This window comes from Nonomuraea sp. GTA35, from assembly GCF_041950525.1.
Classification (GTDB): Bacteria; Actinomycetota; Actinomycetes; order Streptosporangiales; family Streptosporangiaceae; genus Nonomuraea.
On record NZ_JBGNUV010000016.1, the window covers coordinates 263,960 to 280,347 of the forward strand.

Genomic DNA, 16,388 nt, shown 5'->3' on the forward strand with positions numbered 1-16,388 from the left:
TTCGTGATTCCTGGATACTTCCGCACACTGGTGCCCGCGTGGCTCGGCCGGGCGCGTCTGCTGGTGGCCGCCAGCGGAGCGGCAGAGATCGTGGTGGGTGCGCTGGTGCTGCTTCCACCCAGCAGGTCTGCCGGGGGCTGGGCCGCCGCCGCCCTCATCACCGGCTACCTGGTGTCCCACGTGGACGCGCTGTGGCACGCGCGGGCGGACCGCCCACGGATGCTGGAGCGGCCGGTCGGCGCGGTGGCGCGACTGGTGGTGAATGTCGTGTACATCACCTGGGCGGTCGCGGTGGCCCGGTATGCGGCCTGATCGGGAACGCGTGGCGGTCGTCCACCCCGAGGCGGCGCCGGAACTTGCCCGTGACCGCAGAGGAGTCGTGTCATGAGTCATCGCATCGTCGTGGTGGGCGCCGGTTACGCCGGTCTGCCGGCGGCCCAAGCTGGCCGCGCGGTGGTCATCAGTTGGACGGCTTCCACGCTGACGGGCCTCGCCGGGCGCGGTGGGGTGGCCGTCGCGCTGCCGCATGGTGACGACGTCGTAGGCCCGCACCGTGCCGGTGTGGATCGAGGCGGCGACCCGGAGTATGCCTCCCAGTTGCGGCGGATCTTCCGAAGGTCGATCTTGCCGAATGCGCCCCGCCCGGCGGGGACGGAAGCCCGCACCCGACGCCGATCGCACCGAGAGCAACACCCGCACAGGCGGGCGCGGGTGCGATCGGCGTGCCGGGGGCCGCTCAGTTCCTCGGGCTGAAGTCGAAGTACCACCACGGATAGGGAGAGGTGTAGCAGTCGCCGACGTGGTAGTAGCGCACGTAGTCACCGCGCTCGTCCAGGCAGGATTCCTCACTCCTGAACGGGCCTGCGGTATTCCAGTACGCCGCACCGAGCCCGTCCGGCGCGGTCGTCGCGGCCGAGACCGGCTGGGTGGCGGCTCCGATCGACAGAGCCATGGCCGTCGCCGCCAGGGCGCCCATCAGTTTCCGGGGGGCGATTCTCATCAGGACTCCTTTCTCCTAACAGATGAACAAGGGCACAGAAAACGGCCTGCTCGCGGCCGGGGGCGTAAGCCCGTTGTCGCCGGATTTCGGCTGACAATTCGACGTTATCGCTTCCTGGCCGGCAGCGGCCATGACTCGGAAGTGGAAATACAGTGGGCCGGAAATCTTCTACTTTCGAGTCATGGCCGTTCCGGGAAAAGGCTCGGAGAATTGCCGTGAAAGCACCATGCAGGTTAGCGGAAAGGACGTACCATGAATAAACTTCGGCGTATGGGCGCCAGGGTCGTCGTCGCGGCCGTGCTGGCGGCCGCGGCCGCCATCGGGGGCCTCGCGCTCGCCGGCTCCGCTTCGGCGGACCCGATGGAGCACCAGTCGGTTCCCGCGGCGACCCGCTGACGCGCCAGAAAGAGCCTCTCCCTGCCAGGGAGAGGCTCTTTCCGTGTCAGGCGATCAGCAGGGCGGCGTCCCAGCCGGTACGGGGCGCCTGTCCGGTGGCATAACCGTGCAGGGCCAGCGCGACGCCGGCGGCCCCCTCCAGAAGGCCGGGCCCTTCCTGAAGGACGCCGGAGATCGGGAACCGGTAGCCGAAGGCCGCGCCGGAGTCGAAGAGGCGCAGCGCGCGTTCGGCCGCCAGCTCCGCGACCCGGGCGGCGGGACCCCCTCGGTCAGGGCTGTCGGCGTCGATGCGCATCGCCACCTGCAGCAGGCCCGCCCATCCGTGGCACAGCGCGGCCGAGCGCAGTTGCAGTTGCCTGGCGGGGCGGCCCAGGAGCGAGGCCATGGCCTGGTCCGCGACCCGGGTCCAGTCGGGCCGGTCGAGGGCGACCCCGGCGAGCTGAATCGCGCGGCCGATGCCGGGCAGGCCATAGCACCAGCTCGCCACAGTGCCCGCGTGGCCCGGGTGGCCGGCGTGGCCCGCGGCGCGATCCCGGTGCTGGTCCATGGTCACCGTCGTCGGCCAGCGGATGCCGTGCTCGTCGCTGCTCGACCAGCCGAGCAGCCACTCCACGATGCCTTCCATCGCCTCGCGCTGGCCCGGGACGGTCAGCCCGGCCTTCCAGGACAGCGCCAGCAGGGCGAGCGGGCCGGGGATGCCGTGGGCGATGCCCAGGTTGCCGTGCCCGTGCCGGTACCTCTCGGCGGTGTCCTCGGACATGCTCGTCCAGGGGAGAGCCATGACCCACCATCCGGGCACCTCGGTTCCCTCGACCTCGACGGGGTCGGCCAGCGCGACGAGGTGACGCAGGATCGCCCGCATGGCATCGGGTGGGGTGGCCGGGCTCATGAGCAGGTAGCGGCCCAGTCCGGCGAGCCCGGTGATGACGTCGTGGCGCCAGTCGCGAACGTTCGAAGGGGCCGACAGCAGGCGCGCGGCCTCGGAAAGGTGATCGTCGAGCTGGCCGAGCAGCGTGCCGTAGTCGCCGGTGTCACGGGCGTTGGCACGGGCGGCGAAGGCGAGAGAGGCCAGCCCGGAGTGCAGCGACACGTCGCCGTCCCCGGGCTCCTTGACCGCCCGTTCGAGCATGGTGTGGGCGGTGTGGCGGTGGCCCGGGTCCGTCGTGCCCAGCTCCGCGAAGAGCAGCGCCACCGAAGGGAAGCCGTTGGCCAGCGAGGCGGCGTGGTTGGTGCGCGGATCGCGAGCCATGACGGCGGCGACGGTCTCGGGATCCGACAGGCGCTCGGCGACGGTGGCGACGATCCCGGCGGCGCGCGAGCGGCGGGCGGCCTCGTCGGCGTGGGCGCCCGTCTCGGCGGCGCGGGTGCTCGTCTCGTCGGCGCGGCGGGCGTTCACCGGGCGAACCTGGCGTGGTTGCGGGCGGCGTCCACCACTCCCCTGGCGATGGCGTAGGTGGCGTCCTCGCGCTGCGGGTTGATGCCCAGCAGGCGGTTGACGTGCATGTGCAGGAGGCCGGAGGTGGCGGTGCCGATCCGGTCCGCCTCCGCGGGGGCGGCGAAGCGGGAGCGGAGCGCCCGCCCGTACGCGGCGACCGCCGGGGCCCTGTCCGCCCAGGCCGCGAGGAGGCGGTCGCCTCCGGGCTCACGCGAGAGTCTCTGCCAACCGCCGGCCGGGTTCAGCGCCCGGGCGGCCTGGCGGTGGGACTGGAAGGCGCCGTGGGCGCGGCTGTCCTTGGGATAGAGGCTCAAGAGGTGTTCGCCGTGGGCGTCGCCGTACAGGTTGCGGGACAACTCGATGTGGTTGGCGGCGGCGACCAGGACGGGATCGAGCGTCAGCGCGCCGCCGGCCAGCAGGCCGAGCTGGGCGAGCACCGCACGGCTGTCCGCGGCGAACACCCGTTCGGCGAGCCCGATCAGGTCTTCTCCGCCGTATCTGACGTACTCCGGCTCGTAGGTGTCCAGTGTCACCCGCTGGACGAGACCGGCCTCCTGGGCGGCGGCCGTCCACTCGTGCAAGCGACCCAGTACCTTGCCCGACAGCGTCGCGGGGTCGCCGTGGAGGCGCAGCCTCACATGGGCGTGCGGGTCGCGGTAGCGCAGGAAGAACCAGTGGTCCACCAGGCCGTCAATGTCGCCGAGCAGGTGCGGCAGGTGCTCGGTGAGCAGCTCGTCGTGGAGTTCGGCGGGCAGGTAGATCTTCGCGTACAGCCACGGCCCGCCGGGATGGTGGTGCGCCTGGACGGGCCCCGGGGCGACCGTCCGATGGGCCCGGGGCGGGCGGGCACGCGGGATCAGCGTGACGACGACCTCATTGGCGTGGCCGCCGCACCAGCCGGAGCCGGGCGGCCGGCCCATGGGCGGCTCGGTCACCGTCATGTGGGGGACCTTACGGAGCTCGTGCCGGAACAACCGCTGGTGGAGCGTGGAGCCGAGGTCCACCGGCAGGCGCTGGTCGCCGTTGCTGAGCTCGACCAGCTCCGGCACCTCCCAGCGGGCGCGCCACTCGCGCAGCGCCGCCAGCCACGACGGCCACGACGGCCACGACAGGGTGGGATCCTTGAGCGCGCGCGAGGGCAGCCAGCGGGCGGGAGAGAGCGCGGTGCGGCTGTGGCGCACCCGGGGCAGGTACGGCAGGCGGGCGGCCTCTCCCCATTGCCAGCCCCGCAGAGGCCATCGCCGCACCTGCGCGATCTCGCTCAGCAGCCGGACCGCGTTCGGCATGCCGGTCAGAGGGTTGAGCATGTGGAGGAACATCGGCGCGACCTCGCGGCCCAAGGAGCGCGACACCACCCGCAGCCGGCGGCGGTCGGCGGCGATCAGCAGGTCGTCCAGAGGCAGCGCCGACAGGGCGTCCCGCTCGTCGTACGCGCCGGCGACAACGCGGTGCCCGAGGACGAGGGGCACGTGCGACACGTTGCCCTGGCGGAACTGCGCGGGCTGGAAGAAGACCTGGACGGGCACCACGGCGTCGGTGACTGGGCCGGCTCTCAGCGCCGCCTCGAGGCGCGCCGCCTGGCCGGAAAGCATGTGGAGGAATCTGCCGGAGTAGCCGCCCGGCTCCGCCGCGCCCGCGCCGTCGCTCAGGGCGAGGCGGAAGTCACCCTCGCCCATCGCCTCGATCGAGTCGGCCAGGACGCTGAAGCACAGGTCCAGGGCCTGCGGCTGGTCACGGTCCGGGTCGAGCCGGGTCAGCTCCCCGATGACGGCATCGTTCAGGACGATCTCGCGGGCGCCGGTGAGCAGGGCCTCCTGCGCGAGGCCGGTGAGGAGCAGGCCGCGCTCGGAGTCCTGGCGGGGCTGCGCGTCGGCGGCTCGTGAGGACGGCGGCCAGCGGTATCCGGCGGGCGCGCCGAGCCCGCGGACCGGGTCCAGCAGTTCCTTGAGCGGCACGCCATGGTGGTAGCCGTATCGCTCGGCGAAGGCGTCATGGTAGTCGCGAAGGTGCGGGTACACCGGGTCGGGCGTGGTCCGCCACAGCACGTCGGCTGCCCTGGCGATCTCCTCGGCGATGGCGGCGGGCAGGGCGGCTTGCGCTCCTGTCCCCATGTCGACCTGGAGCGGCCGGTCGGCGGGGCTCAGGGCGGCCATCGCCGTGTGCGCCCGGTGCAGGGCGGCGCGGCCCGCTCCGGGGGGCGCGGCGGTGAAGTCGGTGATGGCGGCGCGGACGGCGGCCAGGTCGCGTCGGTGCGGATGACCGGCGGCGCTCATCCGCTCCAGCACGTGGCCCAGCGGATCGCCGGTGTGCTGCGCCGGCCGCAGATCCGTGAGCAGCAGCTCCTGCTCCACGAGCTGGCCCAGCATCGTGGTGATGTGCCGGTCCGGAGTTCCCGGGAAGGCGTCGGAGAGTTCGGCGACCAGGTCCTGGAAGGGGACGGGGGTGGCCGCCAGGCGCATCGCGTGCCGTACGGCCGCGGTGTTCCTGACGGAGATCTCGTGGTGGCCGGGGTTGTGGTCGCCGCCGTCGCGCGTGCCGGGCAGAACGAGGCGCTCACCGCGTTCAAAGGCCAGGTCGTTACGGACCAGGCGCAGGCCGGCCAGGACGCCGGGGTGGCGTTCCCACTGGCGGACCAGGCTCATCAGCCAGCCGGTGTCCGGCCGCGCCGCCTTGACGACCTCCGTGCCCGGCCGGAACGACGCCCGGCCGCCCAGCTCGGCGGGCGCCACCCCGGCCATCAGCCCGAACGGCGTGGGCCGGCTGGACATGCGCAGCAGGTACTTCGTGACCGTGTAGGCGGCCTTCCGCAGCCGCGCGATCGGCAGGTCCCGGCCCGCGTCGATCGCCGCGAGCGTCCGGGTCAACGAGGCGCTGGAGACTTCGAGCGCCTCTCGTACGACGGGGTCGGCGACGACCTGGCGGACGTAGTCACGCAGTTCGTCGCGCCGGGAGGGGTCTTCGGGGTCCAGGTCCCGCACGGTGTCGCGGGCGCGCGTGGCCGGCAGCAGGGGTGTGCGCAGCAGGCCGGACGGCGCGATGGTGAACGCCGGGCTACCGGGTTCCTCCGTCACCGATGCTCCCTTCGAGGTGATCGGGAAAGTGCCCATGAGAGGTTCAGGATCGCCCGCGCCCGGCGGGCGGGAAATTACCCGGAGGTGGAAGCCGCCCCCGCGGCTACCACAGGAGCAGCAGCCGTCCCCAGCGGGGCGGGCGCCCCAGGTGGGCGGCGAGCAGGGTCAGGGCGATCCCCTGCGCGCCGCGCAGCAGCCCCGGATGGTCCACCTCGGCGCCGCCGTCGCCCTCCACCTCGCGAAAGCCCAGGGGGAAGCCGTCACGGTAGCGGTGGTGCAGCCGTTCGGCCAGTCGTCCGGCGGCCGTCACGAAGACCGGCTCGCGGGTGTCGTACGCGAAGGCCAGCGCCAGCAGCACCTGACCGGCCAGTCCGTGGCACACGCTGGGCGAGGCGAGCTCCGGGTACCGGCGGCAGTGGCCGCGCATGGCATCGACGGCGAGGTCGCGCAGGCCGGCCTCATCGGCGGCCACCCCCGCCAGGTACACGGCGCGGGCCACGCCCGAGGAGCCATGGCACCACGACCCGGCGTGCAGCGGCCGCTCATCGGCGGGCGCCGGGTCCCGCGCGACCGCGTCGGGCCAGAGGATCTGGCCGTCCACGGTGCGTGCCTGGGCGGCGAGCCAGTGCCCGCCTCGGCGGATGGCGCACGCGATCTCGCCGTCGCCGAACCCGAAGTGGGTTTCCAGCAGGGACAGCGCGGCCAGGACCCCGCCCGCGCCGTGCGCCAGGCCGCAGTCCACGACAGTCTCGGCGGCCTGGCCAGGACGGGTACGGCGACGGCTCATCCGGTGCGGTTCCCCGTCGCCGAGCACGCGCGCGAGCGCGTGGGCCACGGCGCGGGCTGCACCCTCGACCTCCGACGACCTCGGGCGCGTGCGCAGGTATCCCGCCCACCCCGCCATGCCGTGCACCACGTCGTAGGTGTGGGGACCCGGTGGCGCGTCCTCGGCCAGGCGCCGCATCGCGGGCAGCATCAGGGCGTCGAGGTGCCCCGACAGGCCTTGGTACCGGGTGCCGTCCGCGCTGGACAGCGACACCGCCGCGGCGGCGCCGACCATGCCGGTGAACAGGGAGGCGTCCAGGTGGGACGACCCGATCTCGGCGACGACGTCGGTCAGCTGGCGGTGCCCGGTGACCTCCCACTCCTGACCGGGGAAGACCTCGCCGAAAGCGGCGCACATGACGGCCAGTCCGGCCCCTCCCAGGGAGAGACCGGACGGGCGCCAGACGTTGACGGCGGGCTTGGACGTGGCGGCGGCCAGCGACCGCATCAGCCGCTCCCGCCGCCCGTCGTCGGTCAACCGGTCCGTCACCCGGCGCGCCACCTGCTCGGCGCGCGCCAGGAGCGACACGGAGCTCATGGTGCCGGGTCAGCAGTACCGCGAGTCGTAGCAGCAGGTGTCCGCGCAGGTGTCGGTGCAGGTGTCCTTGAGCGTGTTGCAGTTGCGGCAGCTGAAGATCGTGAAGGAGTCCGGTCCCGTGCCCGCGGCCTGGGCGGGGGCGTGCACGGGCAGGGCCCTGAGCTGCAGGTCGAACGCTCCGGCGGGGCTGGAAAATTCCATTGTCGCTCCTCGTTGTTTTGAAGCTCGGCTGTTTCATGGTGCCGTTCACCGGACCGTGCCGCCATGGCCCGGAAGTGGAATCCCGCTGCGCCGGTCCGAACTACCACTTCGGTGGAATAGGAATGCCACCACAGGCCGGTCAGTATGCGAACGGTGCCAGGATGCGGGCGCGTCCGAAAGCGGCCGCCCGCACCTCGAGAATGTCTGGAGAGGAGTTGCGAACAATGGCCGTTCCCATCATCAAGAAGACCCCCATCCGACAGCCCGTTTCCCATTGGCCGGACCGGGCCACGCGTATTCAGGCCGGCAAGGTCAGTCGCGAGCCGCAGGACGCCGTCACGCCGGCCGTCCTCCGGGCCGAATAGGCGGCGGCCGGATTGCGCCCGCGCCACCGGGCGCAATCCGGCGCGTTCCGCTCGGCGACCGACATGAGGAAAGAAGGAACGGAACATGAGGCTTGTGCTCGCGGCGATGCCGTGGCAGGCGATACACCGTCCGTCGTTGCCCGTCGGGCTGTTGCACAGCCTGGTCCGGCAGCAGTGCCCCGGCGTCGAGGTCGTGGAGTACCACGGGGGCATCCGGTGGGCGGAGTACATGATGTCCGTCGGGGACCTGGCCCCCTCGGACTACACGAGAGTCGCCGACAACGGCGTCTTCCAGGGGCTCGGTGACCTGGTGTTCTCCGGGGCGCTCTATGACGATCCGCAGTGGCGGGCCGCGGAGCTGCGGGCGATCGCGAAGAGCTTCGGCTTCGACACCGCGACGGTGCTGCGGATGCGCGCCTTGACGGCCGGCTTTGTCGAGTCCGCGGCCGCTGAGGTGCTCCTGCCGGAACCGGACGTGGTCGGGTTCACCTCGACCTTCATGCAGAACGTGCCGAGTCTCGCGCTCGCCCGCCGGCTCAAGGAGCTGCGCCCTGACCTTCAGGTGGTCTTCGGCGGGGCCAACTGCGACGGCCCGATGGGGCACGCGCTGCACCGCAACCACCGCTACGTCGATTTCGTCGTACGAGGCGAGGGAGAAGAGGTCTTCCCCGCGCTCCTCGACCGGATCCACTCCGGCGCCGGCGTCGCCGACATACCGGGCGTGTGCTGGTGGGACGGCGAACGTTCGGTGGCCAACCCTCAGCCGACCCGCAGCGTCGCGCCGGGCAAGATCCCCATCCCCGATTTCGACGGCTGGCGGGACACGCTGGAAGGCTCTCCCGCGCGCGAGCACATCTCCCCCGAGCTCGTCGTCGAAAGCTCCCGGGGCTGCTGGTGGGGAGAGAAACACCATTGCACGTTCTGCGGCCTCAACGGGTCGCTGATGGCCTTCCGCAGCAAGTCCGCCGAGCAGTTCTGGACGGAGCTGCGCACGCTGGTCGAGCGTTACCGGATCCTCGACGTCGCGATGGTCGACAACATCTTCGACATGGCCTATCTCAAGACGCTGCTGCCCCGGCTGGCCGCCGCCGGCTGGGACCTGCGCATCCACTACGAGATCAAGTCGAACATGCGCGCCGACCAGCTCGCGGCGTTGCGCGAGGCGGGCATCGTGCTCGTGCAGCCCGGTATAGAAAGCCTGAACGGCCGGGTGCTGAAGATCATGGACAAGGGTGTGGACGGGGCGAGCAACGTCCGGGTCCTGCGCGACTGCGAGGACCTGCACATGACCGTCGACTGGAACTACCTCTACGGCTTTCCCGGCGAACGGCCAGAGGACTACCGGGGCGTCATCGCCCAGATCCCGGCGCTGGTACACCTCCAGCCCCCGCAGGGTGAGAGCCGCATCCTCCTGGAACGCTTCAGCCCGAACTTCGACCGTCCCGAACTGGGCTTCGCCCGCCGCGAGCCGGCCGCCTTCAGCCGGTACGTCTACAACCTGCCCGACGCGGAGCTCGAAGACCTGGTGTACTTCTTCGACTGCGACGACGGCGGCATCACCGGTGACGTGGTGGACGCCCTGTGCGCGGCGCTCGACCGGTGGCGGCGCGACTACCCCGGCTCCTTCCTGATCATGGACGACCGGGGCGGCGAGATCGTCGTCGACGACCGGCGCGCCGGCTGGGCCGGTGCCCGGCACCGGCTGAGCGGCTGGCACGCCGACGCCTACCGCGCCTTGTCACGGCGGCGGACCGTGCCGGGGCTGCGTACCCGGCTGGAGGGGAACGGCCACACTGTCGCCGAGTCCGAACTGCGGGGAATGGCTGCGGGAGCTCCTCGCCAACGGCCTGGTCTTCGCGGACGGCGACGGCTGGGTGGCGCTGGCCACCACCGGGGCGCCGACGAAGCTCGTCGAGGGCGCCGTGGACAGCGAGAAGGTGATGGCGTGAGCGGCCCTGCCACCGCCGGCCGTTTCGTCCGGCTCGGAGCCGAGCACGCGGAGCAGACGCTGGCGTTCATCAGCCGGTTACGGGACGGCCTGGCGGAGCACACCGTCCCCGAGTGGCACGGGGAGCTGCTGCCGACGCTGAGCTGGACGCTGCTCTGCCATCTCCCCCCTCCTTCGGAAGGGGAGGGGGACGTGCTCCGCTGGCGCCGGCGCTTCCGGATCGGCCTGTGTCACTACCGCCAGGGGCCGGGGTTCATCCAGGTCAAGGACCTCCGGGAAGAGCCCGTCTCCCTGCTGCTCGACGATCCCGTCGTGGTCGCCGTCTTCCTCCGCTGCCTGCGGCCGACACCACTGCGGCTGCTCACCTCCGGCGAGCTGGAGGCCGTGCACGCGCTGACGGCCGAACGTCTGCTGGTGCGGCTCGGCCACTCCGTCGTCACGCTGCCGCATCGGATGAAACGGTGGCCGGTGCCCGCGTACGCCGTGTGACCGCGACAGGCCGCTCCCCCTGGGGAGCGGCCTGTCGCGTGGTGGTGGTCCGCTACGGCCGGTCCGTGTAGGCGGCGGCCTGAGCCTCGTACATCGAGCGGTAGTGGCCCGGCCGCGCGAGGAGTTCGTCGTGCGTCCCGTGTTCGACGATGCGGCCCCGGTCCAGGACGTAGATGTGGTCGGCGGCGCGGATGTTGGCCAGGCGATGCGTGACGATGATGACGACCCGGCCGTCGTCGGCGCGTACGTGCTCGAAGACCCGCGCCTCGGCGTGGGCGTCCAGCGCCGAGGTCGGCTCGTCCAGCAGCAGCACCGCCGCGTCCCGGTAGAGGGCGCGGGCCACCCCCAGCCGCTGCCACTGGCCGCCGGACAGCTCCTGCCCGTCCCTGAAGTGGCGGGACAACACGGTGTCGGCGCCCTTGGGCAGGCCCGCGATCACCTCGCCGGCGCCCGAGGCCCGCATCGCCGCCGTCCAGCCGCGCTCCGGGTCGTCCCTCCCGAGGCGGCCGATCCGCACGTTGAGCCGGGCGGTCATCGGCCAGGTCGCCGGGGACTGCGCGACGACGGCGATCCGGTCGTGGATCGAGGCGGGATCGGCCTCGCCCAGGTCCAGCCCGTCCCACAGCACCGTCCCCCGGGTGGGCGGGTACAGGCCCGTCAGGAGCCTGCCCAGGGTGGACTTGCCGGAGCCGTTCTGGCCCACGAGGGCGATCGTCTGTCCGCGCCGTACGCTCATGGTGATCTCCCGCAGCGCGGGGTCCCGCTGCCCCGGATAGGTGAACCAGACGTCCTTCAGCCGGATCTCCTCCGGCGCCGGGGCCGGGACGGCGGACGGGGCGCGCGTGCGGGCCGCCGCCTCCGCGAGGAGCTGGTCGAACAGCTCGACGTAGAGACTGTGCTCGTAGATCGCGTTGACGGCGCGCATCGTGTCGGTCAGGGCCGCGGACGTGGTACGCATCGCCATGACAGCGGTGCCGGACAGGGCGAGTTCCATGGAACCGGCATGGAGCAGCAGGCCCAGCACCACGTACGCGGCCCCGATGCCCAGCGCGCCGGCGGCCCGGCCGAGCAGGCTCGCGCCCACCACGCGGTGCTGCAGCCGGACCTCCTGGCGCACCAGGTCCCGGTTGACTCGTCTGTACTCGGCCAGGAGCCTGCTCTGCAGGGTGAACGCGTGGCGTTCGAGCGCGAAGTCGCGGTGGGTCGCCGCCTCCTCGATGACCGATTTGCGCGTCTTGAGGGTGACCGTACGGAGGAAATGGGCGTAACGCAGGCGTGCGACCCACGTGGTCGCCAGGCCCTCGGCGACGGCGGCCAGCAGGAGCACGGGGGTCAGCCAAGGGTTGAGCGCGCCGACGGTGAGGCACGCGGCGAGTATGGCGATGGTGTCCGCCGCGAGGCCGGTCAGCTCGCGGACGGTCGCCTCTATGGCCCGCCGTCCGTTCTGGCCGCCCTGCCGCAGCAGCTCGCGGAAGTCGGCGTCGTCGAAGGCCCGCAGCTCCACACCGACGACCGCGGCGATCACGCGGTCGTCGGCGACCTGCGACACCCGCGGCGCCAGCGCCGCCTGCGCCGCGGAGACCCCGGTCTCGACGAGCGCCCGCAGCGCCAGCGCGCCGACGAACGCGGCGATCGCCGGCAACGACTGCACCACCCGCTCCGGCGTCGGCCCCCGGCCCAGCAGGACGGTGAACACGTCGGCCGTGGCCAGCAGCCCGAACGCGGTGGCGAGCCCGGACAGCACCTGCAAGCCCGCGACGAGCGTCAGGAGGAGCGGAGAGGCACTCCATCCGAGCCGGGCGACGGTGGTGACGGCGCGGAGCAGAGGTTTGACCGACCCCCGTCGCCGGCCCGCCGTCCGGTCGGCCACCCACTCCGGCGGGGCGACATCCTCCACCCCGATCAGCGGCTCGGCCGGGGCTATCCAGCCCTTCACGCACTGAGCCGTTCACTGCCGATGGCCTGCCAGGTGATCGCGAGCTGGGTACGGGTCCGGCACCCGGTCTTCGACAGCGCGTGCGTCAGATGTTTCTTCACCGTGTCGACGCTGATGAACAGCTGCTCGGCGATCTCATCGTTGGTCAGCCCGGCCGCGACCAGCTCGGCCACGTCGTGCTCGCGCGGCGTCAGCGACCACAGCCGCCGGGCGTCCACCTCGGGCGTGCCCGTGGCCGCTCTCATGGCGAGGTGATGGCTCATCTTGCACAGGATCGCCGCCTCCCGCGGTCCGGGCGGGGCATGGTGCGGGTACCAGACGGTCAGCCGCAGGTCGCCCGGCGGCGGGCCGCCCAGCCTGGCGACGATGCCGTGCCCGCCGCGCAGGGGGCCTGCGATCGTGGCGAGCCCATGCTGCACGGCGGTCAGCGGCGGATGCGCGCAGGCGATGGCGTTGGCCAGGTAGAGGCACCCGTCCTCTCCACCGTCGGTCACGGTGACCCGGGTCCAATGGAAATGCCTCGCCAGTGATATGGGGAGAATGTCGCCGAGCCCTTCTGCGGTCACCGTCGTGCCTACGTCTTCAAGGACCTCCAGGAGGAGCCGGTAATCCGATGACCGGAGTGGATCCGAAGGACTTACCCGCATCTATTCAACCTTCTTTGTGATGTGTCGCGGAATTACGGCCTAATCACGAAAGGGGAGGTCCACACTGTCGCAGGAACAAACCACGCGCCGCGAGGCTTGTAAGTTCTGGCTTAACTGTGCTGCTCAGCGTGGTCCATGACCGGCTGACGGCATGCTCCGACTGCGATGCCGACGCGTATGTGGGGGAAGCGAATGCACAGAATTCACATGACCACCGACGATTTGGCGCGGGTGCGGATGGCGCCGACGCTGGGTCCCATGGCCGAGACCATGTTCAGCCTGTACACGCTGCGCGGCGGGCGGGCGAGCGGGCGGGCGGAGGAGGCGGTGTTCGGCGCGTGGAGGCGTCGGGTGCGCGGCGGCCTCGATGCGCGGTCCGCGGTCCTGGCCGCCATCACGCCGGCCCGGAGGCCGAGTTTCGACATGGTCCTCCTCTCCGGGCCGAGCCGCGACCTGACCGAGAGCGCCGAGACCTTCCTGGCAAGCCCCCGGCAGGCCGTCCGGGCGGAGCTGGACTTCTACGCCTTCTACCATCGCCGGGTGCCGGGCACGCTGGCCGGGCTCGTCGACACCCTCGCCGTCCGGCGGGAGGTGCTGTCCACGGTGCAGGCGTACCACGGCGCCGCCGTCGGCCCGCATTGGAGGCGCATCCGGGCGCACCTCGACGCCGAACGCGCCCAGCGCGGCACGATCCTGCTCGACCACGGTGTCGACGGTCTCCTGTCCAGCCTGCACCCGGACATCCGGTGGACGCCGCCGACCCTCCAGGTCCATGTCGGCGACCAGTTCGACGCCGACTTCGCCCTCGAAGGGCGAGGGCTGCTGCTGGTGCCGTCGTTCTTCCTGCGCGCCCCCTCGGTGATGTACGACCCGCTCGAGCCCTCCAACTGCATCCTGATCTACCCGGCCGGGGTCGGCATCGACCGCGCCGCGGACATCTGGACGGCCGGCACCTCGACGCGGGCGCTGGCCAACCTCCTCGGGCACACCCGCGCGTCGGTGCTCACCGCCATCGCCGACGGGGTGGCCACCACCGGCACCCTGGCTCGCCGCCTGGACATCTCCTCGGCCGCGATCAGCCAGCACACCGCCGTTCTGCGCGAGGCGGGCCTGATCACCACGCGCAGACATCGCAGCAGCGTCCTGCACAACCTCACCCAGACGGGCCTGACCCTCCTCGACCGGCCCCGCACACCTCTCGCAGAGGACGGTGAGTGAGCTGACCAGGCGATCGCACCGTCCGGAACCGCATCCCTGTTCGCCATGGGCCGGAGGCAGCGCTCGTCCGGACGAGGCGGCTCGGTGGGGGTTCCGTGGTGGGCACGGATGTGGGTCCGCGGTGGCGCGGAGCACTCTTCCCGCATGACGTACGCGTGACGTGCCAGCCGAGGAGGCCCGGATGGCCGCCACGCTCACCACCACCCCCAACGCGGTCGGCATCGAGGCGGAAGAAGGCGCCCAGCTGGGCGATGTCGGGCACGGCGTTGAAGACGCCGCATCGGCTGCGTTGCTCGGCGGACAGGAAACCGAGCGGCATGAGGGCCTCCCGGCATGCCGGGACGCCCCCCCACCTCACACGGCGCGGTGGGGGCGCCCTCGGATATCAGCAGCGGTCAGGCCAGATGACGAACGTGACCGGTCATGATCACCGTCGTCCGGCACATGACGGTCGGGTTGCACGCGTGTCCGAAGTCCGCGCCTGTGCTCTGGGCTCCGTGCAGAGCCACCTGGCCCTGCACGGTTAACGCCGAGGAAACGCTGCCCTCGTTAGAACTTGTGGCTCGGCAGCCGAGTATTCGACCTGGAAGAGGGAGACTTCATGATTCTGCGTCGAGCGACGTTCACTGGCGCAGCCTCGCTGGCATGCGCGGCGCTGGTCTTGAGCGCGGCCCAGCCCGCCAGCGCCTCGGCAGATGCCTCCCCCGTCAAGGTCGGGGACGTGCAGCAGGCGATGGAAGCCTTGGTGAAGACAGGCCATGTGGTGGGCGCCATCGGCGCCGTGTACGTGGACGGCAAGCAGATCGGGAAGGGATCGGCCGGGTCCCGCCTGCTCAACGGCAAGGGCGGCGCGATCCCCTGGAACGCCCGCTACCGGATCGGCTCGCAGACCAAGACCATGACCGCCACCGCGGTCCTGCAACTGGTCAAGGAAGGCAAGCTGAGCCTGAACGACAAACTCAGCGAGGTCCTGCCGGAGGTGGCGGAAAAGGACCTGGTGGAGCGGGCCGACGAGATCACCGTACACAATCTGATCCAGCTGACCTCGGGCATCCCCGACTACATCGGCCCGGACACCTCAGACCCCACGCGTAACTACCGCCCGACCGACCTGCTGGCGGCCTCGCGCAAGAACTCCCGGCCGGTGGAGGTCGGGACCTTCAACTACTCCAACACCGACTACATCCTGCTCGGCATGATCATCGAGAAGCTGTCCGGAAGGTCACTGGCGGCCGAACTCAACCGCAGGCTCTTCGCCCCGCTCGGCATGCGCCATACCTTCCTGCCCACCAAGGCGGGCGAGGGCATCAAGGGACCGCACGGGCACGGCTACGCCCCGGACGAGACGGGCACGATGCGCGATGTCGACAAGCAGCTCAACGCCACCGCCATGCTCGGCGCCGGCGGCGTGATCTCCACCGCGCGCGAGATGAGCGTCTTCCAGCGCGCCTTCCGCCAGGGCAGGCTCCTGCCGGCGTCCCTGAGTAAAGTGATCACCGACCCGCCTCCTGGCCAGTCGGCGCCGCCCGCGGGCGGTCCGTGCGCCGGCCGGCCCGAGTTCGCCGCGGGAGGCGGGGGCAGCGCCCCGGGCTTCACCGCCGCGACCATCACCTCCTCCGACGGGCGCGTACAGTTCGCCGTGTCTCTGACCCTGGCCATGGATGACGCCGAGCGCAGCACCGTGCCGTCGCGCATCACCAACGCCCTCAAATCGCTGTTCTGCCCCGCGACGTGATCACTCCAGCCGCACATGGCGAGCGTGATCAGATCGTGATCGCCAAGTGCGGTTGGAGGATTGAGAACCTCTGGGCGGCGCGTGGCACGTACCCGGCATGGCTCTGTGACGCCGGATGACCGAGAGGGCTTTCCGCGCACGTCAGCGGAGCGGCTTCAAGATCTGTGACGTTCTGCGAAACGATTGACTCAGCCTACGAGGGCGGGGGCGGCTCCGGGTGGGTGAACCACAGGGACGGCCGACCGGACGGTCGCGCGCCCATACGCCACCCAGCCGTCGGCCCCGGGTCGACTTCACCGCCGGCCCTGCCTTCCATTCGCCGGCCCGCATCGCGAGGCCTACTGCACCACCATCGACCTGCCGGCCTTTGCGCGCGCCCTGCGCGACGGCACGCTGCTCACCCTCGCCCGAGCCGGCCTCCTCACCGACAGCAAGATGATCTTGTCAGCACGTAAGGTACGTTGGCTTGCCCCCGGGGAACGTTGCATCGCGCGCGCGTGTCCAGGTGCTTCGCCCGAACCCGCGATGCCGGACAGAGGTCGAAGTCGGTGCGACGGCGAAGCCGGATCCACCCAGCAACGCGG

General features: G+C 71.5%; 13 protein-coding genes. 6 read left to right on the forward strand and 7 right to left on the reverse strand.

Annotated features, from left to right (window positions below; genetic code table 11):
* Positions 1 to 3 precede the first annotated feature (3 nt).
* Entirely contained in the window at positions 4 to 312 is a 309-nt protein-coding gene (locus ACBJ32_RS48870; RefSeq protein ID WP_375132733.1) for a hypothetical protein, read from the forward strand.
* Between the two features lie 424 nt (positions 313 to 736).
* On the opposite strand, the gene ACBJ32_RS48875 is transcribed toward ACBJ32_RS48870, so the two are convergent.
* Entirely contained in the window at positions 737 to 1,000 is a 264-nt protein-coding gene (locus ACBJ32_RS48875; protein ID WP_375132734.1) for a hypothetical protein, read from the reverse strand.
* Between the two features lie 270 nt (positions 1,001 to 1,270).
* Here ACBJ32_RS48875 and ACBJ32_RS48880 point away from each other — a divergent pair, with 270 nt between their 5' ends.
* Positions 1,271 to 1,396, forward strand: a complete 126-nt coding sequence (locus ACBJ32_RS48880; RefSeq protein WP_375132735.1) for a hypothetical protein — start codon at positions 1,271 to 1,273, stop codon at positions 1,394 to 1,396.
* Positions 1,397 to 1,442: 46 nt separating this feature from the next.
* Here ACBJ32_RS48880 and ACBJ32_RS48885 read toward each other — a convergent pair whose 3' ends face one another.
* From ACBJ32_RS48885 to ACBJ32_RS48900, 4 genes are all read right to left on the reverse strand, one after another.
* On the reverse strand, positions 1,443 to 2,792 hold the full coding sequence (locus tag ACBJ32_RS48885; RefSeq protein ID WP_375132736.1) for a lanthionine synthetase C family protein: 1,350 nt from the start codon (positions 2,790 to 2,792) through the stop codon (positions 1,443 to 1,445).
* Positions 2,789 to 5,902, reverse strand: coding sequence for a lantibiotic dehydratase (locus ACBJ32_RS48890; RefSeq protein ID WP_375132737.1), 3,114 nt, complete (start codon positions 5,900 to 5,902; stop codon positions 2,789 to 2,791). Before ACBJ32_RS48890 ends, ACBJ32_RS48885 begins: the two co-directional genes overlap by 4 nt.
* A 103-nt stretch (positions 5,903 to 6,005) precedes the next feature.
* Positions 6,006 to 7,256: a lanthionine synthetase LanC family protein gene (locus ACBJ32_RS48895; RefSeq protein WP_375132738.1), complete on the reverse strand. Its 1,251-nt coding sequence runs from the start codon at positions 7,254 to 7,256 to the stop codon at positions 6,006 to 6,008.
* Between the two features lie 18 nt (positions 7,257 to 7,274).
* Positions 7,275 to 7,466, reverse strand: a complete 192-nt coding sequence (locus ACBJ32_RS48900) for a hypothetical protein (RefSeq protein ID WP_357885060.1) — start codon at positions 7,464 to 7,466, stop codon at positions 7,275 to 7,277.
* Between the two features lie 224 nt (positions 7,467 to 7,690).
* Between ACBJ32_RS48900 and ACBJ32_RS48905 the strand changes: the two genes are divergently transcribed.
* Positions 7,691 to 7,831 (forward strand): hypothetical protein, encoded by a 141-nt coding sequence (locus tag ACBJ32_RS48905; RefSeq protein WP_375132739.1) that lies wholly within the window; start codon positions 7,691 to 7,693, stop codon positions 7,829 to 7,831.
* An 85-nt stretch (positions 7,832 to 7,916) separates the two neighbouring features.
* A complete protein-coding gene (locus ACBJ32_RS48910) occupies positions 7,917 to 10,268 on the forward strand; it encodes a RiPP maturation radical SAM C-methyltransferase (RefSeq protein ID WP_375132740.1) in 2,352 nt (783 codons plus the stop codon).
* A gap of 52 nt (positions 10,269 to 10,320) precedes the next feature.
* Here ACBJ32_RS48910 and ACBJ32_RS48915 read toward each other — a convergent pair whose 3' ends face one another.
* Both ACBJ32_RS48915 and ACBJ32_RS48920 read right to left on the reverse strand, forming a co-directional pair.
* Positions 10,321 to 12,204, reverse strand: a complete 1,884-nt coding sequence (locus ACBJ32_RS48915) for an ABC transporter ATP-binding protein (RefSeq protein WP_375132741.1) — start codon at positions 12,202 to 12,204, stop codon at positions 10,321 to 10,323.
* A complete protein-coding gene (locus tag ACBJ32_RS48920; RefSeq protein ID WP_375132742.1) occupies positions 12,201 to 12,698 on the reverse strand; it encodes a LuxR C-terminal-related transcriptional regulator in 498 nt (165 codons plus the stop codon). Before ACBJ32_RS48920 ends, ACBJ32_RS48915 begins: the two co-directional genes overlap by 4 nt.
* A 360-nt stretch (positions 12,699 to 13,058) precedes the next feature.
* On the opposite strand from ACBJ32_RS48920, the gene ACBJ32_RS48925 reads away from it, so the two are divergent.
* Together ACBJ32_RS48925 and ACBJ32_RS48930 are read left to right on the forward strand one after the other, a co-directional pair.
* Positions 13,059 to 14,069, forward strand: a complete 1,011-nt coding sequence (locus ACBJ32_RS48925; RefSeq protein WP_375132743.1) for an ArsR/SmtB family transcription factor — start codon at positions 13,059 to 13,061, stop codon at positions 14,067 to 14,069.
* Between the two features lie 556 nt (positions 14,070 to 14,625).
* Complete coding sequence (locus ACBJ32_RS48930; RefSeq protein ID WP_375132744.1) at positions 14,626 to 15,804, forward strand: serine hydrolase domain-containing protein; 1,179 nt, start codon at positions 14,626 to 14,628, stop codon at positions 15,802 to 15,804.
* The last annotated feature ends 584 nt before the right edge of the window (positions 15,805 to 16,388 follow it).

Bases quoted from the DNA above. Each gene is read 5' to 3' on its own strand.
- ACBJ32_RS48875 (WP_375132734.1), bottom strand. From the start codon at position 1,000: ATGAGAATCGCCCCCCGGAAACTGATGGGCGCCCTGGCGGCGACGGCC.
- ACBJ32_RS48910 (WP_375132740.1), top strand. From the start codon at position 7,917: ATGAGGCTTGTGCTCGCGGCGATGCCGTGGCAGGCGATACACCGTCCG.
- ACBJ32_RS48880 (WP_375132735.1), top strand. From the start codon at position 1,271: ATGGGCGCCAGGGTCGTCGTCGCGGCCGTGCTGGCGGCCGCGGCCGCC.
- ACBJ32_RS48900 (WP_357885060.1), bottom strand. From the start codon at position 7,466: ATGGAATTTTCCAGCCCCGCCGGAGCGTTCGACCTGCAGCTCAGGGCC.
- ACBJ32_RS48905 (WP_375132739.1), top strand. From the start codon at position 7,691: ATGGCCGTTCCCATCATCAAGAAGACCCCCATCCGACAGCCCGTTTCC.
- ACBJ32_RS48925 (WP_375132743.1), top strand. From the start codon at position 13,059: ATGACCACCGACGATTTGGCGCGGGTGCGGATGGCGCCGACGCTGGGT.